Annotated in this window: 18 protein-coding genes, 1 pseudogene and 1 riboswitch; of the genes and pseudogenes, 12 read left to right on the forward strand and 7 right to left on the reverse strand. The window is 54.6% G+C overall.

The window, feature by feature from the left end; genetic code table 11:
* The 10 genes and pseudogenes from tuf to shiA all read left to right on the forward strand — a co-directional run.
* Positions 1 to 136 (forward strand): annotated as a pseudogene (tuf, locus tag A6U95_RS29920) (elongation factor Tu); the annotation flags it as partial.
* A 256-nt stretch (positions 137 to 392) separates the two neighbouring features.
* Positions 393 to 776: a preprotein translocase subunit SecE gene (secE, locus tag A6U95_RS17655; protein ID WP_021182153.1), complete on the forward strand. Its 384-nt coding sequence runs from the start codon at positions 393 to 395 to the stop codon at positions 774 to 776.
* Between the two features lies 1 nt (position 777).
* Complete coding sequence (nusG, locus tag A6U95_RS17660) at positions 778 to 1,323, forward strand: transcription termination/antitermination protein NusG (RefSeq protein WP_021182154.1); 546 nt, start codon at positions 778 to 780, stop codon at positions 1,321 to 1,323.
* Positions 1,324 to 1,480: 157 nt separating this feature from the next.
* Complete coding sequence (gene rplK, locus A6U95_RS17665; RefSeq protein WP_024531017.1) at positions 1,481 to 1,909, forward strand: 50S ribosomal protein L11; 429 nt, start codon at positions 1,481 to 1,483, stop codon at positions 1,907 to 1,909.
* Positions 1,910 to 1,912: 3 nt separating this feature from the next.
* On the forward strand, positions 1,913 to 2,617 hold the full coding sequence (rplA, locus tag A6U95_RS17670) for a 50S ribosomal protein L1 (RefSeq protein ID WP_024531018.1): 705 nt from the start codon (positions 1,913 to 1,915) through the stop codon (positions 2,615 to 2,617).
* A gap of 330 nt (positions 2,618 to 2,947) precedes the next feature.
* Entirely contained in the window at positions 2,948 to 3,445 is a 498-nt protein-coding gene (rplJ, locus tag A6U95_RS17675; protein ID WP_024485329.1) for a 50S ribosomal protein L10, read from the forward strand.
* A gap of 65 nt (positions 3,446 to 3,510) precedes the next feature.
* A complete protein-coding gene (gene rplL, locus A6U95_RS17680; RefSeq protein ID WP_021182158.1) occupies positions 3,511 to 3,876 on the forward strand; it encodes a 50S ribosomal protein L7/L12 in 366 nt (121 codons plus the stop codon).
* 332 nt (positions 3,877 to 4,208) lie between these two features.
* Positions 4,209 to 8,237: a DNA-directed RNA polymerase subunit beta gene (gene rpoB / locus A6U95_RS17685; RefSeq protein ID WP_021182159.1), complete on the forward strand. Its 4,029-nt coding sequence runs from the start codon at positions 4,209 to 4,211 to the stop codon at positions 8,235 to 8,237.
* A 118-nt stretch (positions 8,238 to 8,355) separates the two neighbouring features.
* Positions 8,356 to 12,579, forward strand: coding sequence for a DNA-directed RNA polymerase subunit beta' (gene rpoC / locus A6U95_RS17690; RefSeq protein ID WP_024531019.1), 4,224 nt, complete (start codon positions 8,356 to 8,358; stop codon positions 12,577 to 12,579).
* 109 nt (positions 12,580 to 12,688) lie between these two features.
* Entirely contained in the window at positions 12,689 to 14,035 is a 1,347-nt protein-coding gene (gene shiA / locus A6U95_RS17695; RefSeq protein ID WP_065685435.1) for a shikimate transporter, read from the forward strand.
* A gap of 178 nt (positions 14,036 to 14,213) precedes the next feature.
* On the opposite strand, the gene thiH is transcribed toward shiA, so the two are convergent.
* The 7 genes from thiH to A6U95_RS17730 all read right to left on the reverse strand — a co-directional run bounded on the left by thiH (position 14,214) and on the right by A6U95_RS17730 (position 20,542).
* Entirely contained in the window at positions 14,214 to 15,377 is a 1,164-nt protein-coding gene (gene thiH, locus A6U95_RS17700) for a 2-iminoacetate synthase ThiH (protein ID WP_065685436.1), read from the reverse strand.
* A complete protein-coding gene (locus A6U95_RS17705; RefSeq protein WP_065685437.1) occupies positions 15,377 to 16,156 on the reverse strand; it encodes a thiazole synthase in 780 nt (259 codons plus the stop codon). The genes thiH and A6U95_RS17705 overlap by 1 nt, the downstream gene beginning before the upstream one ends.
* A 1-nt stretch (position 16,157) precedes the next feature.
* Positions 16,158 to 16,358: a sulfur carrier protein ThiS gene (gene thiS / locus A6U95_RS17710; protein WP_065685438.1), complete on the reverse strand. Its 201-nt coding sequence runs from the start codon at positions 16,356 to 16,358 to the stop codon at positions 16,158 to 16,160.
* Positions 16,355 to 17,104, reverse strand: coding sequence for a HesA/MoeB/ThiF family protein (locus tag A6U95_RS17715; RefSeq protein ID WP_065685439.1), 750 nt, complete (start codon positions 17,102 to 17,104; stop codon positions 16,355 to 16,357). The genes thiS and A6U95_RS17715 overlap by 4 nt, the downstream gene beginning before the upstream one ends.
* Positions 17,094 to 17,747 carry a thiamine phosphate synthase gene (thiE, locus tag A6U95_RS17720; protein WP_065685440.1) on the reverse strand — a complete coding sequence of 218 codons (654 nt, stop codon included), beginning with the start codon at positions 17,745 to 17,747 and terminating at the stop codon, positions 17,094 to 17,096. Before thiE ends, A6U95_RS17715 begins: the two co-directional genes overlap by 11 nt.
* On the reverse strand, positions 17,740 to 19,683 hold the full coding sequence (gene thiC / locus A6U95_RS17725; RefSeq protein WP_065685441.1) for a phosphomethylpyrimidine synthase ThiC: 1,944 nt from the start codon (positions 19,681 to 19,683) through the stop codon (positions 17,740 to 17,742). The genes thiE and thiC overlap by 8 nt, the downstream gene beginning before the upstream one ends.
* A gap of 117 nt (positions 19,684 to 19,800) precedes the next feature.
* Positions 19,801 to 19,923: riboswitch (TPP riboswitch) on the reverse strand.
* A 103-nt stretch (positions 19,924 to 20,026) separates the two neighbouring features.
* Positions 20,027 to 20,542, reverse strand: coding sequence for an Rsd/AlgQ family anti-sigma factor (locus A6U95_RS17730; RefSeq protein ID WP_065685442.1), 516 nt, complete (start codon positions 20,540 to 20,542; stop codon positions 20,027 to 20,029).
* Positions 20,543 to 20,643: 101 nt separating this feature from the next.
* Between A6U95_RS17730 and nudC the strand changes: the two genes are divergently transcribed.
* Together nudC and hemE are read left to right on the forward strand one after the other, a co-directional pair.
* On the forward strand, positions 20,644 to 21,411 hold the full coding sequence (gene nudC / locus A6U95_RS17735; protein WP_059201909.1) for an NAD(+) diphosphatase: 768 nt from the start codon (positions 20,644 to 20,646) through the stop codon (positions 21,409 to 21,411).
* 37 nt (positions 21,412 to 21,448) lie between these two features.
* Positions 21,449 to 22,513: a uroporphyrinogen decarboxylase gene (gene hemE, locus A6U95_RS17740; RefSeq protein ID WP_021808058.1), complete on the forward strand. Its 1,065-nt coding sequence runs from the start codon at positions 21,449 to 21,451 to the stop codon at positions 22,511 to 22,513.
* Position 22,514: the final 1 nt, after the last annotated feature.

The raw sequence follows: 22,514 nt of genomic DNA on the forward strand, positions 1-22,514 counted from the left end.
GGTAATGCCAGGCGATAACGTGAACATGGTTGTTACCCTGATCCACCCAATCGCGATGGACCAAGGCTTGCGTTTCGCAATCCGTGAAGGCGGCCGTACCGTTGGCGCTGGTGTTGTTGCCAAAGTTATCGCTTAATCGCGGATAATATTTGACGCGACATGCGATAAAAGGGCATCATTTGATGCCCTTTTTCTACGCTGTGAACTAGAACCTATCTCATCAGCGATTTTGCAGTCATAATCATTGGTGAGATGGGCTCTTAAACGGTATTGACTGAAATACGTCATGGCGTAAAACACCGAGATGCTGCCAAGCGGCATCTGTTCGGTTTGGTTTGCCTCGCATTGCGAGGCAAAGTTGTTTGTTCGAATCATTAGTGACAGGTTGGTTTATGAGTGCGAATACCGAGGCTCAAGGGAGCGGGCGCGGCCTTGAAGCGGCCAAGTGGTCAATCGTCGCCGTTCTGTTGGTTGTGGCTATCGTCGGTAACTATTACTACCGTGATTTCAGCCTGCCGCTGCGTGCGTTGGCCGTTGTCGTGGTTATTGCCGTTGCAGGTGCAGTGGCATTGATGACCACTAAAGGCAAAGCCACCGTTGCGTTTGCGCGCGAAGCGCGTACTGAAGTACGTAAAGTGATCTGGCCAACTCGTCAGGAAACGTTACACACCACGTTGATCGTTGCCGCGGTAACCGCCGTGATGTCACTGATTCTGTGGGGCCTGGATGGTATATTGGTCCGTCTGGTATCGTTTATTACTGGCCTGAGGTTCTAAAATGTCTGAAGCCCCAAAAAAACGCTGGTACGTCGTTCAGGCGTTTTCCGGTTTTGAAGGTCGCGTAGCACAATCGCTGCGTGAACATATCAAACTGCACGATATGGAAGAGCTGTTCGGCGAAGTCATGGTTCCCACCGAAGAAGTGGTGGAGATCCGTGGTGGTCTACGTCGTAAGAGTGAGCGTAAATTCTTCCCTGGCTATGTACTGGTTCAGATGGTGATGAATGACGCCAGCTGGCACCTGGTGCGCAGTGTTCCTCGTGTTATGGGCTTCATCGGTGGAACTTCCGATCGTCCTGCACCGATCAGCGATAAAGAAGTGGACGCTATTATGAACCGCCTGCAGCAGGCTGGTGATAAGCCACGTCCGAAAACGATGTTCGAGCCGGGTGAACTGGTGCGCGTCAACGATGGTCCATTTGCTGACTTTAACGGTGTCGTTGAAGAAGTGGACTACGAGAAGAGCCGCCTGAAAGTGTCTGTCTCCATCTTTGGCCGTGCAACGCCGGTGGAACTGGACTTTAGCCAGGTAGAAAAAGGCTGATCAAATAATCAGCAAGGCGAGCGAATTTGTGGCTTGTCAGAGGCGCGAAATTGAACTACAATTTCGCGCCTTTTGTTTTTAGATGTCTTGCTCTTGCAGCGAGACGAAACACGGGGAGCCTCTCAGGAGGCGATATTACCCAAACGAGGAAATTTCAATGGCCAAGAAAGTACAAGCCTACGTTAAGCTGCAAGTTGCAGCCGGTATGGCTAACCCAAGTCCACCAGTTGGTCCAGCTCTGGGTCAGCAAGGTGTTAACATCATGGAATTCTGTAAGGCATTTAACGCTAAGACTGACAGCGTTGAGAAAGGCCTGCCGATCCCGGTTGTTATTACAGTTTATTCTGATCGCTCCTTCACTTTCGTAACCAAGACCCCGCCGGCAGCAGTTCTGCTGAAGAAAGCGGCTGGTGTTAAATCTGGTTCCGGCAAGCCAAACAAAGATAAAGTTGGCAAAGTGACTAGTGCACAGGTTCGTGAAATCGCAGAAACCAAAGCTGCGGACATGACTGGTTCTGACGTTGAAGCGATGATTCGCTCCATCGAAGGTACTGCTCGTTCCATGGGCCTGGTAGTGGAGGATTAAGAAATGGCTAAGCTGACCAAGCGCATGCGCGTGATCCGTGACAAAGTTGATGCTACTAAACAGTATGACATCCTCGAAGCTGTTGCTCTGCTGAAAGAGCTGGCCACCGCTAAATTCGTAGAAAGCGTTGACGTTGCCGTTAACCTCGGCATCGACGCTCGTAAATCAGACCAAAACGTTCGTGGTGCTACCGTTCTGCCACACGGCACCGGTCGCAGCGTTCGCGTTGCCGTATTTGCCCAGGGCCCTAACGCTGAAGCTGCTAAAGCTGCAGGCGCAGAGCTGGTAGGTATGGAAGATCTGGCTGACCTGATCAAGAAAGGCGAGATGAACTTCGACGTGGTTATTGCTTCCCCGGATGCAATGCGCGTTGTAGGTCAACTGGGCCAGGTTCTGGGTCCACGTGGTCTGATGCCTAACCCGAAAGTGGGTACCGTTACTCCTAACGTTGCTGAAGCTGTTAAGAACGCTAAAGCAGGTCAGGTTCGTTATCGTAACGACAAAAACGGTATCATCCATACCACTATCGGTAAGGTTGATTTCGACACAGACAAGCTGAAGGAAAACCTGGAGTCTCTGCTGGTTGCGCTGAAAAAAGCCAAACCATCTCAGGCAAAAGGCGTGTACATCAAGAAAGTTAGCCTCTCCACCACCATGGGTGCTGGCGTTGCTATCGATCAAAGCGGCTTGACTGCTGTAGCGAACTAATCGCACTGCGATTATCGCTTTGACTTGGGGGTGGGATTCATCTAGAATCTTATCCCCCAAGGTTCCGCTATAGGTGGAACAACAGATTTTTCGGTTGGAGCCTGGCCTATCCAGGCCTCCGTCCAAGACCGCAGGTGTGCCGCAAGGCACTTAATCCTTCCTGCGTAGACGGTGACAGAGCCTAAAGAAATTTTTTCTTTTTTAAAAAGAATGGTCTTTGCTGGATTCTGCTCACCGTGTTAAGCCGCTCAACGGCGCGTGTTCGCACACGCTGTTGAGTGAAGTGAGTTCCGGGGATTTTCCCCGGCTAAATCCAGGAGCAAAAAGCTAATGGCATTAAATCTTCAAGACAAACAAGCGATTGTTGCTGAAGTCAACGAAGTAGCCAAAGGCGCGCTGTCTGCGGTAGTTGCGGATTCTCGTGGCGTTACCGTTGATAAAATGACTGAACTGCGTAAAGCAGGTCGTGAAGCTGGCGTTTACATGCGTGTTGTTCGTAACACCTTGATGCGTCGCGTAGTTGAAGGCACTCCGTTCGAATGCCTGAAAGACACGTTTGTCGGTCCTACCTTGATTGCATTCTCTACTGAACACCCGGGCGCTGCTGCTCGTCTGTTCAAAGAGTTCGCGAAAGCGAATGCAAAATTTGAGGTTAAAGCTGCGGCCTTTGAAGGTGAGCTGATCCCTGCGGCACAAATCGACCGCTTGGCAACGCTGCCTACTTACGATGAAGCAATCGCACGCCTGATGGCAACCATGAAAGAAGCCGCTGCCGGCAAATTGGTTCGCACTCTGGCTGCAGTACGCGATCAGAAAGAAGCGGCATAAGCCTCTCTCTTTCTTAGCCTTTGCTTACGTATTTAAACTATTTCTGAATTTTAGGAACTTTTGTTATGTCTATCACTAAAGACCAAATTATCGAAGGCGTTGCAGCCCTGTCTGTAATGGAAATCGTTGAACTGATCGCCGCTATGGAAGAGAAGTTCGGTGTTTCTGCTGCTGCTGTAGCTGCAGGTCCTGCTGCTGCTGTTGAAGCTGCTGAAGAAAAAACTGAATTCGACGTTGTACTGAAAGGTATCGGCGCGAACAAAGTTGCAGTAATCAAAGCAGTACGTGGCGCAACTGGCCTGGGTCTGAAAGAAGCTAAAGACCTGGTTGAGTCTGCACCAGCAGCACTGAAAGAAGGCATCAGCAAAGACGACGCTGAAGCACTGAAAAAAGCTCTGGAAGAAGCTGGCGCTGAAGTTGAAGTTAAATAAGCCACTGCTTTTGGAGTGCAGTCTGTTTTAACTAACAGACTGATGGCTGGTGACTTTTTGGTCACCAGCCTTTTTGCGCTGTAGGGCGTCAGTAGAGTTTCACACTGTTTGACTACTGGCTAACCCCAATATTTCTTTCTATCGACGACTTAATATACTGCCCTCTGCGCCGCAGCCGAATCTGCCGCCACGGCAATGAAATGATTTAAGCGTGATAGAAACGAGTATTGCGGAAAGTGTTCTCGCTTTCCGGTCAACAAAACGGTGTTGCATGAACCGTCCCCTATCCGGACGGACAATAGGTTCGACTTTCCAGCGAGCTGAGGAACCCTATGGTTTACTCCTATACCGAGAAGAAACGTATTCGTAAGGATTTTGGTAAGCGTCCACAAGTTTTGGACATACCTTATCTCCTTTCTATCCAGCTTGACTCGTTCCAGAAATTTATCGAGCAAGATCCAGAAGGGCAATACGGCTTAGAAGCCGCATTCCGTTCTGTTTTCCCGATCCAGAGCTACAGTGGCAATTCGGAGCTGCAATACGTTAGCTACCGTCTTGGTGAGCCGGTGTTTGACGTTAAAGAGTGCCAGATCCGTGGTGTGACGTACTCTGCACCGCTGCGCGTAAAACTGCGCCTGGTCATCTACGAACGTGAAGCACCAGAAGGTACGGTCAAAGACATCAAGGAACAAGAAGTCTATATGGGCGAAATTCCGCTCATGACCGAAAACGGTACCTTTGTAATTAACGGTACTGAGAGGGTTATCGTATCCCAGCTGCATCGTAGTCCTGGTGTGTTCTTCGACAGCGATAAGGGCAAAACCCACTCCTCGGGCAAAGTGCTGTATAACGCACGTATCATCCCTTACCGTGGCTCATGGCTGGATTTCGAGTTTGACCCGAAAGACAACCTGTTCGTGCGTATCGACCGTCGCCGCAAACTGCCTGCGACCATTATTCTGCGCGCGCTGAGCTACACCACTGAGCAGATCCTTGACCTGTTCTTTGAGAAAATTGTTTTCGAGATCCGTGATAACAAGCTGCAGATGGAGCTGGTTCCAGAGCGTCTGCGTGGTGAAACTGCGTCCTTCGATATCGAAGCCAACGGTAAGATCTACGTTGAGAAAGCACGCCGTATCACCGCTCGTCATATCCGTCAGCTCGAAAAAGACGAAATTCGCAGTATTGAAGTACCGGTTGAGTACATCGCGGGCAAAGTGGTCGCGAAGGACTATATCGATACCAATACCGGCGAGCTGATCTGTGCAGCCAACATGGAGCTGTCACTGGATCTGTTGGCCAAGCTGAGCCAGTCAGGCCACAAGCGTATCGAAACGCTGTTCACCAACGATCTGGACCACGGTGCGTACATTTCTGAAACCGTACGTGTCGACCCAACCAGCGATCGTCTGAGCGCTCTGGTAGAAATCTACCGCATGATGCGCCCTGGTGAGCCACCAACGCGTGAAGCGGCGGAAAGCCTGTTCGAGAACCTGTTCTTCTCTGAAGACCGCTACGATCTGTCTGCGGTTGGCCGGATGAAGTTCAACCGTTCTCTGCTGCGTGACGAGATCGAAGGTTCGGGCATCCTGAGCAAAGACGACATCATCGAAGTGATGAAGAAGCTCATCGATATCCGTAACGGTAAAGGCGAAGTGGACGATATCGACCACTTGGGCAACCGTCGTATCCGTTCCGTTGGCGAAATGGCCGAGAACCAATTCCGTGTCGGTCTGGTGCGTGTTGAGCGTGCGGTGAAAGAACGTCTGTCCCTGGGCGATCTGGATACCCTGATGCCTCAGGACATGATCAACGCCAAGCCAATTTCGGCGGCGGTGAAAGAGTTCTTCGGTTCAAGCCAGCTGTCCCAGTTTATGGACCAGAACAACCCGTTGTCTGAGATCACGCACAAACGTCGTATCTCTGCATTGGGCCCAGGCGGTCTGACCCGTGAACGTGCCGGCTTTGAAGTTCGAGACGTACACCCGACTCACTACGGTCGCGTGTGTCCAATCGAAACGCCGGAAGGTCCAAACATCGGTCTGATCAACTCCTTGTCCGTGTACGCACAGACCAACGAGTATGGCTTCCTGGAAACCCCGTACCGCCGCGTGCGTGACGGCGTGGTGACCGATGAAATCAACTATCTGTCTGCTATTGAAGAAGGCAACTTCGTTATCGCTCAGGCGAACTCCAACCTGGACGAAGAAGGCCGCTTCGAAGAAGACCTGGTTACCTGTCGTAGCAAAGGCGAATCAAGCCTGTTTAGCCGCGACCAGGTTGACTATATGGACGTATCAACCCAGCAGGTTGTTTCTGTTGGTGCTTCACTGATCCCATTCCTGGAACACGATGACGCCAACCGTGCATTGATGGGTGCGAACATGCAACGTCAAGCAGTGCCAACCCTGCGTGCTGACAAGCCGCTGGTAGGTACCGGTATGGAACGTGCCGTAGCGGTTGACTCCGGTGTTACTGCCGTAGCCAAACGTGGTGGTGTGATCCAGTACGTGGATGCTTCCCGTATCGTTATCAAAGTTAACGAAGACGAGATGTACCCAGGCGAAGCTGGTATCGATATTTATAACCTGACCAAGTACACCCGTTCTAACCAGAACACCTGTATCAACCAGATGCCTTGTGTGAATCTGGGTGAGCCAATCGAGCGCGGCGACGTGCTGGCAGATGGCCCGTCTACAGACCTGGGTGAATTGGCATTGGGTCAGAACATGCGCGTCGCGTTCATGCCTTGGAACGGCTACAACTTCGAAGACTCCATCTTGGTCTCCGAGCGTGTAGTACAGGAAGATCGCTTCACCACCATCCATATTCAGGAACTGGCTTGCGTGTCTCGCGACACCAAACTGGGGCCGGAAGAGATCACCGCCGACATCCCTAACGTGGGTGAAGCAGCGCTCTCCAAACTGGATGAATCCGGTATCGTGTATATCGGTGCAGAAGTGACCGGTGGCGACATTCTGGTTGGTAAGGTAACGCCGAAAGGTGAAACCCAGCTGACGCCAGAAGAGAAGCTGCTGCGTGCGATCTTCGGTGAGAAAGCGTCTGACGTTAAAGACTCTTCTCTGCGTGTACCAAACGGCGTTTCCGGTACGGTTATCGACGTGCAGGTCTTTACCCGCGATGGCGTGGACAAAGACAAGCGTGCGTTGGAAATCGAAGAGATGCAGCTGAAGCAGGCGAAGAAAGACCTGACTGAAGAACTGCAGATCCTGGAAGCTGGCCTGTTCGCTCGTATCCATGCGGTACTGGTTTCTGGTGGTATCGAAGCCGAGAAGCTGAGCAAACTGCCACGCGATCGCTGGTTGGAACTGGGCCTGACCGACGAAGACAAGCAAAACCAGCTGGAACAGCTGGCAGAGCAGTACGACGAACTGAAATCCGACTTCGAGAAGAAGCTGGATGCCAAGCGTCGTAAGATCACCCAAGGCGACGATCTGGCACCAGGCGTGCTGAAAATCGTCAAGGTGTATCTGGCCGTTAAGCGTCAGATCCAACCGGGTGACAAGATGGCAGGCCGCCACGGTAACAAGGGTGTTATCTCCAAGATCAACCCGATCGAAGATATGCCTTACGATGAAAACGGTACGCCGGTTGACATCGTTCTGAACCCGTTGGGCGTTCCATCGCGTATGAACATCGGTCAGATCCTGGAAACTCACCTGGGTATGGCAGCGAAAGGCATTGGTGAGAAGATCAACCAAATGCTCAAGCAGCACCAGGAAGTGGCCAAGCTGCGTGAATTCATCCAGAAGGCTTATGATCTGGGTGACGGCGTTTGCCAGAAAGTTGACCTGAACACCTTCACCGACGACGAAGTCTTGCGTCTGGCAGAGAACCTGAAAAAAGGTATGCCGATCGCAACCCCAGTCTTCGATGGTGCGAAAGAGTCAGAAATCAAGCAACTGCTGGAAATGGGCGGTATCCCGACTTCAGGTCAGATTACGCTGTTTGATGGCCGTACCGGCGAGCAGTTCGAGCGCCAGGTAACTGTCGGCTATATGTACATGCTGAAACTGAACCACTTGGTTGACGATAAGATGCACGCGCGTTCTACCGGTTCTTACAGCTTGGTTACTCAGCAGCCGCTGGGTGGTAAGGCGCAATTCGGTGGTCAGCGCTTCGGTGAGATGGAAGTGTGGGCGCTGGAAGCATACGGCGCAGCTTACACCTTGCAGGAAATGCTTACCGTTAAGTCGGATGACGTCAACGGCCGTACCAAGATGTACAAAAACATCGTGGATGGCGATCACCGTATGGAACCAGGCATGCCGGAGTCCTTCAACGTACTGTTGAAAGAAATCCGCTCGCTGGGTATCAACATCGAACTGGAAGGCGACTAATCGCTATTCCAGCTCTGGCTCCCGACCTTAGGGAGCCAGAGGGTGGTTGTTCAGGTCACACGGGCGCGCGATTTGTCAGCGTGCGCCCAACAGGTTTAACTCCGACAGGAGCCAATCCGTGAAAGACTTATTAAAGTTTCTGAAAGCGCAAACTAAGACCGAAGAGTTTGATGCGATCAAGATTGCTCTGGCATCGCCAGACATGATCCGTTCATGGTCGTTCGGTGAAGTTAAAAAGCCGGAAACCATTAACTACCGTACGTTCAAACCTGAGCGTGACGGCCTTTTCTGCGCCCGTATCTTTGGGCCGGTAAAAGATTACGAGTGCCTGTGCGGTAAGTACAAGCGCTTGAAACACCGCGGCGTGATCTGTGAGAAGTGCGGCGTTGAAGTGACCCAGACCAAAGTACGCCGTGAGCGTATGGGCCACATCGAACTGGCTTCTCCGACTGCGCACATCTGGTTCCTGAAATCGCTGCCTTCGCGCATCGGTTTGCTGCTGGATATGCCGCTGCGTGACATCGAACGTGTACTGTACTTCGAATCCTACGTGGTAGTCGAAGGCGGTATGACCAACCTCGAGCGTCGTCAGATCCTGACTGAAGAGCAGTATCTGGATGCGCTGGAAGAGTTTGGTGACGAATTCGACGCCAAGATGGGTGCGGAAGCTATTCAGGCCCTGTTGAAAAACATGGATCTGGAAGCCGAGTGTGAGCAGCTGCGTGAAGAGCTGAACGAAACCAACTCCGAAACCAAGCGTAAGAAGCTGACCAAGCGTATCAAGCTGCTGGAAGCGTTCGTGCAATCTGGTAACAAGCCAGAGTGGATGATCCTGACCGTGCTGCCGGTACTGCCGCCAGATCTGCGTCCATTGGTTCCACTGGATGGTGGCCGTTTCGCGACTTCAGATCTGAACGATCTGTACCGCCGCGTGATCAACCGTAACAACCGTCTGAAACGCCTGCTGGATCTGGCTGCGCCGGACATCATCGTGCGCAACGAAAAGCGTATGCTGCAAGAAGCGGTAGATGCCCTGCTGGATAACGGCCGTCGCGGTCGTGCGATCACCGGTTCCAACAAGCGTCCTCTGAAATCTTTGGCCGATATGATCAAAGGTAAGCAGGGTCGTTTCCGTCAGAACCTGTTGGGTAAACGTGTTGACTACTCTGGTCGTTCTGTAATCACCGTAGGTCCATACCTGCGTCTGCATCAGTGCGGTCTGCCGAAGAAAATGGCACTGGAGCTGTTCAAACCGTTCATCTACGGCAAGCTGGAACTGCGTGGCCTGGCCACAACGATCAAAGCCGCCAAGAAAATGGTTGAGCGCGAAGAAGCTGTCGTTTGGGATATCCTGGACGAAGTGATCCGCGAACACCCGGTACTGCTGAACCGTGCACCAACCCTGCACCGTTTGGGTATCCAGGCGTTTGAACCGGTTCTGATCGAAGGTAAAGCGATCCAGCTGCACCCGCTGGTTTGTGCGGCATACAACGCCGACTTCGATGGTGACCAGATGGCTGTTCACGTACCGTTGACGCTGGAAGCCCAGCTGGAAGCGCGTGCGTTGATGATGTCTACCAACAACATCCTGTCACCAGCGAACGGCGAGCCAATCATCGTTCCTTCTCAGGACGTTGTATTGGGTCTGTACTACATGACTCGTGACTGTGTTAACGCCAAAGGCGAAGGCATGGTTCTGACGGGTCCTAAAGAAGCTGAACGCGTTTACCGCGCCGGTCTGGCCTCTCTGCATGCACGCGTAAAAGTGCGTATTACAGAAGAGATCAAGAATACCGAAGGTGAATCTATTCACCAGACTTCGATTATTGATACCACCATCGGTCGCGCCATCCTGTGGATGATCGTACCGCAAGGTCTGCCTTACTCGATCGTTAACCAGCCTTTGGGCAAGAAAGCGATCTCCAAGATGCTGAACACCTGTTACCGCATCCTGGGCCTGAAGCCGACCGTAATCTTCGCTGACCAGATCATGTACACCGGTTTTGCTTACGCTGCCCGTTCAGGCGCGTCTGTAGGTATCGATGACATGGTTATCCCAGCCAAGAAAGCAGAGATCATCGAAGAAGCGGAAACCGAAGTTGCCGAGATCCAGGAGCAGTTCCAATCTGGTCTGGTTACCGCGGGCGAACGCTACAACAAAGTGATCGATATCTGGGCTGCGGCGAACGAACGTGTTGCTAAAGCGATGATGGAAAACCTGTCTGTTGAAGACGTGGTTAACCGTGACGGCGTGGTGGAACAACAAGTTTCTTTCAACAGCATCTTTATGATGGCCGACTCCGGTGCTCGTGGTTCTGCCGCTCAGATCCGTCAGTTGGCGGGGATGCGTGGCCTGATGGCCAAGCCAGATGGCTCCATCATCGAAACGCCAATCACTGCGAACTTCCGTGAAGGGCTGAACGTACTCCAGTACTTCATCTCCACGCACGGTGCTCGTAAAGGCTTGGCGGATACCGCACTGAAAACGGCAAACTCCGGTTATCTGACCCGTCGTCTGGTTGACGTGGCGCAGGACCTGGTAGTGACCGAAGACGACTGTGGTACTCACAACGGCATCATGATGACTCCGGTTATCGAAGGTGGTGACGTTAAAGAGCCACTGCGTGAACGCGTTCTGGGTCGTGTGACCGCTGAAGATGTCATCAAGCCGGGTACGGCTGACATCCTGGTGCCACGCAACACCCTGCTGAACGAGAAGACCTGTGACCTGTTGGAAGAGAACTCTGTCGACAGCGTTAAAGTCCGTTCCGTAGTTAGCTGTGAAACCGACTTTGGTGTGTGCGCCAACTGCTATGGTCGCGACCTGGCACGTGGTCACATCATCAACAAAGGTGAAGCCATCGGCGTTATCGCGGCCCAGTCCATCGGTGAGCCGGGTACACAGCTGACGATGCGTACGTTCCACATCGGTGGTGCGGCATCTCGTGCGGCAGCAGAATCCAGCATCCAGGTGAAGAACAAAGGTAACCTGAAGCTGAGCAACGTGAAGTTCGTTATGAACGCCTCAGGCAAGCTGGTAATTACCTCGCGTAATACCGAACTGAAGCTGATCGACGAATTCGGCCGTACCAAAGAAAGCTACAAAGTGCCTTACGGTGCCGTAATGGGCAAAGGTGATGGTGCAGAAGTTAACGGCGGCGAAACCGTTGCTAACTGGGATCCACACACCATGCCGGTTGTGACCGAGGTGAGCGGTTTCATTCGCTTCGCCGATATGGTTGACGGCCAGACCATTACCCGCCAGACCGACGAACTGACCGGTTTGTCCTCTCTGGTGGTACTGGACAGCGCAGAACGTACCGGTAGCGGTAAAGACCTGCGTCCGGCACTGAAAATCGTTGATGCCAAAGGCGACGACGTATTGATCCCAGGTACTGATATGCCTGCTCAATACTTCCTGCCGGGTAAAGCGATTGTGCAGCTGGAAGACGGCATTCAGATCGGTGCGGGTGATACCCTGGCGCGTATTCCTCAGGAATCCGGCGGTACCAAGGATATTACCGGTGGTCTGCCACGCGTTGCGGATCTGTTCGAAGCACGTCGTCCGAAAGAGCCGGCAATCCTGGCTGAAATCAGCGGGATTATCTCGTTCGGTAAAGAGACCAAAGGCAAACGTCGCCTGGTAATCTCTCCACTGGACGGCAGCGACGCTTACGAAGAGATGATCCCTAAATGGCGTCAGCTCAACGTGTTCGAAGGTGAAATTGTGGAACGTGGTGACGTTGTTTCTGACGGCCCAGAATCTCCACATGACATTCTGCGTCTGCGTGGTGTGCATGCGGTTACTCGCTACATCACCAACGAAGTGCAGGAAGTTTACCGTCTGCAAGGCGTTAAGATTAACGATAAACACATCGAAGTTATCGTTCGTCAGATGCTGCGTAAAGGGACCATCGTTAGCGCTGGTAGCACCGAGTTCCTGGAAGGCGAACAGGCTGAAGTATCACGCGTTAAGATTGCTAACCGTAAACTTGCTGCTGAAGGCAAGATCGAAGCAACCTTCTCACGCGATCTGCTGGGTATCACCAAGGCTTCCTTGGCGACCGAGTCCTTCATCTCTGCTGCATCGTTCCAGGAAACGACGCGCGTTCTCACCGAAGCGGCTGTTGCCGGTAAGCGTGATGAACTGCGCGGCCTGAAAGAGAACGTGATCGTGGGCCGTCTGATCCCAGCCGGTACCGGTTACGCTTATCACCAGGATCGTATGCGCCGTAAGGCTCTGGGTGAAACTCCGGTTGTTCCGCTGGTTAGCGCGGAAGAAGCGACAGCCAACCTGGCCGAATTGCTCAACGCTGGCAACCTGGGTGGCAGTGACGAATAAGTCACCTGATCCCTGACTGTACGTTTTGCAGTGAATGACTAAAGCCCTGGCTATCCTAGCCGGGGCTTTTTGTTGTACAGTGCTGTAAAGTTAAAATAACGGAACAGGCATGGACACCTCAACTTCAGTCAGTGGCAGCAGCGCTGCCAACAGCGAAATAACCTCACCAATCCAGTACTCTCAAAGCCGGGCGCGGCGTGCCGCCTGGGGAAGCTTTGTTGGCGCCGTAGTCGATTGGTACGACTTCCTGCTGTACGGAATAGTTGCCGCTTTAGTTTTTAACACCGAATTTTTCCCGCAGGTCAGCCCAACGATGGGCACGCTGGCCGCCTTTGGCACCTTTGGCGTCGGTTTTCTGTTCCGCCCGCTAGGTGGCATGGTGTTCGGGCACTTTGGCGATAAACTTGGCCGTAAGCGCATGCTGATGATCACCGTCTGGATGATGGGGATCTCTACGGCGTTGATCGGCCTGCTGCCCTCGTTCGATTCAGTTGGCTGGTGGGCCCCGGTCATGCTGGTGCTGCTACGAGCGGTGCAAGGGTTTGCCGTGGGGGGCGAATGGGGCGGCGCTGCCTTGCTGGCGGTAGAAAGCGCGCCGAAGAAGAGAAAAGCCTTTTACAGCAGTGGAGTACAGATTGGTTTTGGCGTCGGGCTGCTGTTGGCTACCGGCTCGGTTTCTCTGGTCAGCCACTTCACCAGCAATGAGGACTTTATCAACTGGGGCTGGCGTTTGCCGTTCCTGTTCAGCCTGGTGCTGGTCGCTATTGCCTGGTGGATCCGTAATGGCATGGACGAGTCGCAGGAGTTTGAAGCCAATAAAACGTTGCACGAACGGGCCGAGAAAATCCGCAAATTCCCAATATTTGAGGCACTGCGCCAGAATCCCAAAGCCTTCTTGCTGATCATTGCCCTACGCTTTGGCGAACTGCTGACGATGTATATCGTCACAGCCTTTGCCATGAACTACTCAACCACCCACCTTGGTCTGTCACGGGATCTGTTCCTGAATATTGGCTTGCTGGTCGGGGCGGTGAGCTGTGTCTCGATCCCTTGCTTTGCCTACTTGGCCGATAGCTTTGGCAGACGGCGGATCTACGTGACGGGAGCATTGATTGGTGTTGCCAGCACGGTACCGTTTTTCATGGCGCTCGAGAGCCGTAACACGGTGATGATTATCTTCTTTGCCATCATGCTGGGAAATATGGCGCACGACATGCTGGTCAGCGTGCAGCAGCCGATGTTTACCGAGCTGTTCGGCACCGCATACCGTTATAGCGGTGCTGGAGTGGGCTATCAGGTTGCTAGCGTGGTCGGCGGTGGCTTCACGCCGTTTATTGCCGTATTGCTGGTGGAATTGATGGATGGTTCCTGGCATCTGGTTGCCGCCTATCTGGCGCTGGGGTGTCTGCTTTCTGCCATTGTGGGGATGCGTATGAAACCCCAGACGGCCGAATAACACAGAGGAACCGGAAGCGTGCGGCCAGTCCCCGCACGCTCCGGCGTTTGGTAAGCAAGGTTATCAAGAGGGGGAGATAACCTTGGTTGGCTTAGGAACGCTTGCCAACACCGCCACTATAACGAGGCCATTTTTCCCTGCCAGCTCACCTTGGCGGCTTTGCGCAGTGTTTCCAGAGCTACTGGCTCGATGGTGTAACCGTTGCAGGCAGTTGCGTAGCGCGTCCCAGATAATCATCCCAATCTTTCCACACCGGCTGTAGCCCAGCGGCACCGATCGCCTGTGCCACCTGCTGCGGTGTTCGGCTGTCGTGCGGTTCGAACTGTTCCAGCTCTGGCGGCACATCGTCGGCATAACCACCCGGCTGGGTTTTGGAACCGGCACTGACGCTGTTGATGGCTACCGGGATCATATGGTCGCGGAAGAAGGCCGACTCTCGTGTAGATAATGAAAGCTCCACGTCAGGAGCGAATAACCGGAAAGCACAGATCAACTGTACCAGTTGCGGTTCACTCATGATCGAGGCCGGCTCAATACCACCGGCGCAGGGCCGCAGGCGAGGGAACGAGATTGAGTAACGGCTCTGCCAGTAAGTCTGTTGCAGGTAAAACAGATGCTCTGCCAGCAGATAGCAGTCCGTGCGCCAACTGCTGGAAAGCCCAATCAGCGCCCCTAGCCCGATCTTGTCGATCCCGGCGCGCCCCAGACGATCCGGCGTACTCAGCCGCCAATGAAAATCCTGTTTCTGGCCACGCAGATGGTGCTGCTGATAGGTCGCGGGATGATAGGTTTCCTGATAGACCAACACGCCGTCCAGCCCAAGGGCTTTCAGCTCGGCGTAGTCTTGCTGCGCCAGAGGTTGCACCTCCATCATCAGCGAACTGAAATGACGGCGAATGGCGGGCAGATGCTGGCGGAAGTAATCCATTCCGACTTTGCGCTGATGTTCCCCAGTCACCAGCAGCAGGTGCTCAAACCCTAGCGCCTTGATAGCCACGCATTCCCGTTCGATCTCTACCGCATCCAGCGTTTTACGTTTGAGGTGGTTACTCATCGAAAAACCGCAGTAAGTACAATCGTTGGCACACAGGTTAGAAAGATATAGCGGCACATAGAAGCTCACTACGTTACCGAAACGCTGGCGGGTGAGCTGTTGCGCTCGTTGCGCTAGGAGCTCCAGATAGGGAGCGGCGGCAGGGGAGATCAGTGCCATAAAATCCTCCCGTGTCAGCTTGGGGTTATTGAGTGCCTGCTCAACGTCACGCGCCGTTTTGCTGTTAATGCGCAGCGTCAGGTCATCCCAATCCCATTCGAGCAGGCGCTCGCTAAAATCACTCGCCATCAGCGTGTCTCCTCTGAATGACTGAGAAACGCCGTCAGCGGACTGGATGCGGCGGCGCTCGACTGGCGGCTGCCTAGCCCTGAGTTGCGTGCTAACTCTCCGGCCTCTAGCGCCAGGCGGAAAGCCTGGGCCATTTGCACCGGATCCCGCGCCACGGCGATGGCGGTATTGACCAGTACCGCATCGGCTCCCAGTTCCATCGCCTCTAACGCATGGCTTGGGGCACCAATCCCGGCATCAATCACTACCGGCACTTTGGCCTGTTCAATGATGATCTCAATGAAGTCACGGGTCAGTAAGCCACGGTTAGAACCGATTGGCGCGCCGAGTGGCATCACGGCGGCACAACCCGCTTCCTCCAGTCGCTTACACAGCACCGGATCGGCACCGCAGTAAGGCAGTACCACAAAGCCCTGTTTGACCAGGGTTTCCGCCGCCTTGAGCGTTTCGATCGGATCTGGCAGCAGGTATTTCACCTCTGGGTGTATTTCCAGTTTGACCCAGTGAGTCCCTAGCGCTTCGCGCGCCAACCGGGCGGCAAACACCGCCTCATCTGCCGTTTTTGCCCCAGAGGTGTTGGGCAGTAATTTCACGCCCAATCGTTGCAGCGGTGCCAGAATGGCGTCATTCCCGCCGCGCAGGTCGACGCGTTTCATCGCCATAGTGACCAGTTGTGAGCCGGAGGCTTGTAGCGCAGCCAGCATTAACTCGGGCGTGGCGAATTTCCCCGTGCCGGTAAACAGGCGTGAGGTAAAGGTGGTATCGGCGATTTGCAGCATGTCAGCCTCCGGCAATCGCTTGAAACAGCAAGATATCATCACCGTCCTGCACCTGACGGGTGGCCCAGTCGTTGCGTGGAATGATGACCTGATTGATCGCCAAGGCGCAGCCTGGCTGGTAGCGTTCCAGCCGTTCGAGCAACGCGCCGATGCTTAACGGCTGCTCCAGCTCCAGCGGTTGATCGTTGAGCGTAATCTTCATGCTGGCTCTCCGCAGTGGAGGCAGGTGCTGGCCTTACTCAGTTGCAGGGTGCTCCAGCTTTGCTGCTTGCCGTCGAACAGGCGCAGCTTGCCGCTAAGGGAGGAGGGTATTCCAGCCAGCATTTTTATCGCTTCCAGCGCCTGCAGCGTGCCGATCACGCCAACGACCGGGCCGAGCACGCCCGCCGTGCGGCAGTTGCGCTGCGGTTCGGTTTGCTCCGGGTAGAGGCAGGCATAACAGCCATGGGCATAGGGCGGTTCGATAACCAGCAACTGGCCGCTGAACCCCACCGCGCTGCCGCTGCTCAACGGCACGCTGGCTTGGATGCAGGCGGCATTCACCGCATGACGGGTGGCCATGTTGTCGCTGCAATCGAGCACCAGATCGGCACGGGCGACCGCATCGCTCAGCGTTGCCCCTTGCAGGCGTTGCTCCAGCGTGATCGACTCCACCAGAGGGTTCAGCGCTTGCAGATGCTGCTTTGCCAACTGAGCCTTGTTGGTGCCGATATCACCGGTGCGGTACAGAATTTGCCGTTGCAGATTGGTGAGGTGTAGCTGGTCATCATCAGCCAACAGCAAGGTACCAACGCCAGCGGCAGCCAGATACAGCGCTGCCGGAGAGCCTAATCCTCCTAATCCGACGATCAGCACCGTGGCTTGTGTCAGCTTTTCCTGCCCCTCGGGGCCGACGTCTTCCAGCAGCAGTTGCCGGCTGTAGCGCAAGAACTCTTGGTCATTGAGCATCGCATGACTCCTTGCCTTCAATCAGTTGCAGCAGCGTTGCCGTAGCGGCGCGCCAGTCTGATGCCTGGGTGATGGCGCTGACCACGGCCACGCTGCCAACGCCGCAGGCCAGCACGGCGGGGACGCGCTCGATGCTGATCCCGCCAATGGCTACTGTTGGATACTGCTGTAATCCGGCGACGTGGCGTTGCAACTCGGCCAAGCCTTGCGGCTCAGAGGGCATCTCCTTGGTTTGCGTTGGGAAGATATGCCCCAGTGCGATATAGGAAGGTTTGACGGAGATCGCCCGGGCCAGCTCGGCATCGTCATGGGTGGAAACGCCCAAGCGCAGTCCTGCCCGATGGATGGCCGCCAGATCGGTGGTGTCTAAATCCTCCTGGCCCAGGTGTACGCCATAGGCCCCATGTTTGATCGCCAGCCGCCAATAATCATTGATAAACAGCCGGGCCTGATAGCGTTTGCCAAGGGCAATAGCGGCGGCAATATCGGCCTCCACTTGTTCGTCTGGCAGATCTTTAATGCGTAGTTGGATAGTGGTAACGCCAGCCTCCAACAGGCGGGCGATCCATTCAACGCTGTCGACGACCGGATATAAACCCAGCTTGTGCGGTGTTGCAGGGAAGGGAGAGGTGAGGTTAGTCATTATTTATCTCCTCCTGCAAATTGGCCGCACTGTGGTACAGCTCGCTGCCGCGTGAGCGGAATTCAGCCGACATTTTCTCCATCCCGGTCAGTTGCACTTCGATCGGTTTGGCGGCCTCTTGTGCGGCGGCATAGTCACGCACTTCCTGGGAAATCTTCATCGAGCAGAACTTCGGCCCACACATGGAGCAGAAGTGGGCGATCTTGCCGGATTCTTGCGGCAGCGTTTCGTCGTGATAGGCGCGGGCGGTTTGTGGATCCAGCGCCAGGTTGAACTGATCTTCCCAACGGAATTCAAAGCGCGCCTTGGACATGGCGTTATCGCGTATCTGTGCGCCCGGATGGCCTTTCGCCAAGTCGGCGGCGTGAGCGGCGATCTTGTAGGTGATCAGCCCCTGCTTCACGTCTTCTTTGTTAGGCAGCCCCAGATGCTCTTTCGGCGTCACGTAGCAAAGCATCGCGCAGCCGAACCAGCCGATCATCGCCGCGCCGATCCCTGAGGTGAAATGGTCGTAACCCGGAGCGATATCGGTGGTCAATGGCCCCAGCGTGTAGAACGGCGCTTCATGGCAATGTTCCAGCTCCTCGGTCATGTTGCGGCGGATCATCTGCATCGGCACGTGGCCAGGGCCTTCGATCATCACCTGCACGTCATATTCCCAGGCTATCTTGGTCAGTTCGCCCAGCGTATGCAGCTCAGCGAATTGCGCTTCGTCATTGGCATCCTGGATCGAGCCCGGCCGCAGGCCGTCGCCGAGTGACAGCGAGACATCGTAAGCGGCGCAAATTTCGCAGATCTCGCGGAAGTGCTGATAGAGGAAGTTCTCCTGATGATGCGACAGGCACCACTTCGCCATGATCGAGCCGCCACGGGAGACAATGCCGGTCAGGCGTTTGGCGGTCATCGGCACATAGCGCAGCAACACCCCGGCGTGAATGGTGAAGTAATCTACGCCTTGCTCAGCCTGTTCCAGCAGGGTATCGCGGAACATTTCCCAGGTCAGGTTCTCCGCCACGCCGTTCACTTTTTCCAGCGCCTGATAGATCGGCACTGTACCAATCGGCACCGGGCTGTTACGCAGGATCCATTCGCGGGTTTCATGGATATAACGGCCCGTGGAGAGATCCATCACGGTGTCAGCGCCCCAGCGGGTTGACCACACCAACTTCTCGACTTCCTCTTCAATCGAAGAGGTGACCGCCGAGTTGCCGATATTGGCGTTTACCTTCACCAGGAAATTACGGCCAATAATCATCGGCTCGGATTCCGGGTGGTTGATGTTGGCGGGGATGATGGCGCGGCCAGCGGCCACTTCCTGGCGCACAAATTCCGGCGTGATGTTCTCAGGTAGATTTGCGCCCCAGCTCTGGCCGGGATGCTGGTGGCGCAGCACTTCACCATGAATGCGCTCACGGCCCATATTTTCGCGAATGGCGATAAATTCCATCTCTGGGGTGACAATACCGGCGCGAGCGTAATGCAACTGCGTAACACATTTACCCGGCAAGGCTTTGCGGGGCAGCGGCAGGTGCTCAAAGCGCAGATGGTCTAACCCAACATCGGCCAGTCGTTGCTGTGTGAAGCCGGAACTGACGCCGCTTAACGCTTCGGTATCGGCACGTTCGGCGATCCAGTCCGCTCGTACTTTGGCCAAGCCACGATGTACGTCGAGCACCGCCAGCGGATCACCATACGGCCCTGCGGTGTCATACACCGGGATGGCTTCGTTCTGTTCATATTGGGGCTGGTCTTTGTTGCCGCCAATCAGCGTCGGGCTGAGCTGGATCTCACGCATCGGTACCTGGATATCGCTGCGCGAACCCGCGAGATAGATCCGCTGTGAGTTGGGGAAGGTAACGCCTTGCAGAGAGTCGATAAAATCTTGCGCTTGGTCACGCTGTTGTTTACGGGCACGAGGTTTTTTCACGGTAGACATAGCAAATTCCTATCAGTGGAGTGATGTGTGGAAAATTGCTTGTCTGGAGTTCGGAGGGAGTAATGATGGTGGCCGGTAAGGCAGGCACAGCCCCTGGCGGGAGCATCTTGCCTATGGCGATAGATTACTCTTGTTCCCTTCGCGGGTATTAACCCGATCAGGTTCCGCGGATCCCGAATTAACGGTCTCAGCCTGGCTAATTTGATGAAAAATCAGCGCTAGGCACTCCGACAAGAGCCCTCAGTATAAGAGGGTCAACAAAAACCACAAGCCCTCCCCGTCATCTTTCAAGCTGTAGCGTTGTTGACCGCCTGGCTACCACTTGAAATCTATTGGGGGATAATTAGGCTGGATGAGACATAGATTCAGTATTCGTGGTGCCTGGTTGGCCCTGCTGCCAGGTTTCTGCCGCCAGCTGGATCAACTGATCTTCCAAGGCGAAACGTGATGCCAAGGCTTCGCCAATATCTGACAGCGCCTGATTGAGTTCTTCACACACGTCCTGATCGATAACGACTTCGGCGTAGCGGTCGTGGAACGCCATCACGGCTTCGGTATTGGCCTGTAATTTTGGGTAGAACTTGGTGGCTAGCGCCATCTTGGGGCTGGCGGAGCCTTCCACTTGTTTGATAATTTTGTCATAAATGTGAAAATGCCCGGCAGAAAGATAATCCACCAGATTCTGGCAAAAGTTCTCCAGCGCTTTTTCATTGAGCGGCGTATGCTTTTCTTTGTTGGGTTTAATGCCGACTAAACTGCAGTAGGTAACCAGCAGTTGCTTGCGTGCCTGCAACCAGTGATCGACTAATTCATTACTGCCACCAACGCGCTGAGTCAGGCTTTCCAATCGGTTTAGCATGATTGACTCCGTGTGTAAGAGAAAGAAAAAGTGGTAAGTTAATAAAATGTAACAAAGAGCATTCCTAGATTGCCAGTGAAGCAGAGGTTGTGCAACAACATATGGAACTTGCATTAACGGGTAACGAAAATGGCTGGTGGATCGTCAGCCATGAAAGCAAAATTTGGTTACCAAACGGTGAATTGCCGTTTGGTTCCGCCGCGCTATTTTCATTGCAAGGCCGGCCGGCTCGGCAAATTGGCGAATGGGAGGGGGCACCGGTCTGGCTGGTGCGCCAACCGATGCCGAAAGAGATGGGATCGGTGCGGCAACTGCTCAGTCTCGATCGTGGCCTGTTCCAACTGGCCGGGCGCGGCGTACAGCTGGCCGACTTTTATCGCTCGCACCGGTTCTGTGGCTACTGCGGTCATGAGATGCACCTTAGCCGTACCGAAAGCGCCTGCCTTTGTGATAACTGTCGCGAACGTTATTACCCGCAGATTGCCCCTTGCGTGATTGTCGCCATCCGCCGCAATGACGAGATCCTGTTGGCACAGCATGTGCGCCACCGTGGCGGCATCCATACCGTGCTGGCGGGGTTTGTGGAGGTGGGGGAAACTCTGGAGCAGGCCGTGGCGCGCGAAGTGATGGAAGAGAGCAATATCGCCATTACCAACCTGCGCTACGTTACCTCGCAACCCTGGCCGTTCCCTCATTCGCTGATGATGGCGTTTATGGCCGAGTATCAGGGCGGTGAACTGCGCCACGATCCGAAAGAGTTGCTCAATGCGGGCTGGTATCGCTATGACCAACTGCCGCTGCTGCCACCGCCTGGTACCGTGGCGCGCCGCCTGATCGAGGACACCGTGGCGCTGTGTCGGGCAGAATAATGTACAATGGCGGCAGATAATCAAGGGAGCCCAAGAAATGAATGAGTTGAAGAACGATCGCTACCTGCGTGCGCTGCTGCGCCAGCCGGTGGATCTCACCCCTGTATGGATGATGCGCCAGGCCGGTCGTTATTTGCCAGAGTACAAAGCCACCCGTGCTCAGGCCGGGGATTTCATGTCGCTGTGCAAAAATGCCGAACTGGCCTGCGAGGTGACATTACAGCCCCTGCGTCGTTATGCGCTGGACGCCGCCATCCTGTTCTCCGACATTCTCACCATTCCCGATGCCATGGGGCTTGGGCTCTATTTCGAAACCGGGGAAGGCCCGCGTTTTTCTTCGCCAATCACCTGCCGTGCCGATGTAGAGAAGCTGCCTGCATTCGATCCGGAAGATGAACTGGGCTATGTCATGAACGCGGTGCGCACCATCCGTCGTGAATTGAAGGGTGAAGTGCCGCTGATCGGTTTCTCCGGCAGCCCATGGACGTTGGCGACCTATATGGTCGAAGGCGGCAGCAGCAAGGCATTCACCAAGCTGAAGAAAATGATGTATGCCGAGCCGCAGACGCTGCATTTGCTGCTGGATAAACTGGCGGACAGTGTGATCCTGTATCTCAATGCCCAGATCAAGGCCGGGGCGCAGTCCGTAATGGTGTTCGACACCTGGGGCGGCGTGCTGACGGGGCGTGATTATCGCGAATTCTCACTGCACTATATGCATAAAATCGTCGATGGCCTGCTGCGTGAAAATGACGGACGCCGGGTGCCGGTGACGCTGTTCACCAAAGGCGGCGGTCAGTGGCTGGAAGCGATGGCGGCCACGGGTTGCGATGCGCTGGGCCTGGATTGGACCACCGATATTGCCGACGCGCGCCGCCGTGTGGGCGATAAAGTCGCGCTGCAGGGGAATATGGATCCTTCCATGCTGTATGCCGCACCGGAACGCATCGCCCAGGAAGTGGAAACCATTCTGGCCGGTTTTGGCCAGGGCGAAGGTCATGTATTCAACCTTGGCCACGGTATTCATCAAGATGTGCCACCGGAACACGCCGGGGCCTTCGTTGAAGCGGTGCATGCGCTGTCGGCCAAATACCACCGCTAAA

Origin of the sequence: Serratia sp. 14-2641, assembly GCF_001692375.1 — a bacterium.
Classification (GTDB): domain Bacteria; phylum Pseudomonadota; class Gammaproteobacteria; order Enterobacterales; family Enterobacteriaceae; genus Chania; species Chania fonticola_C.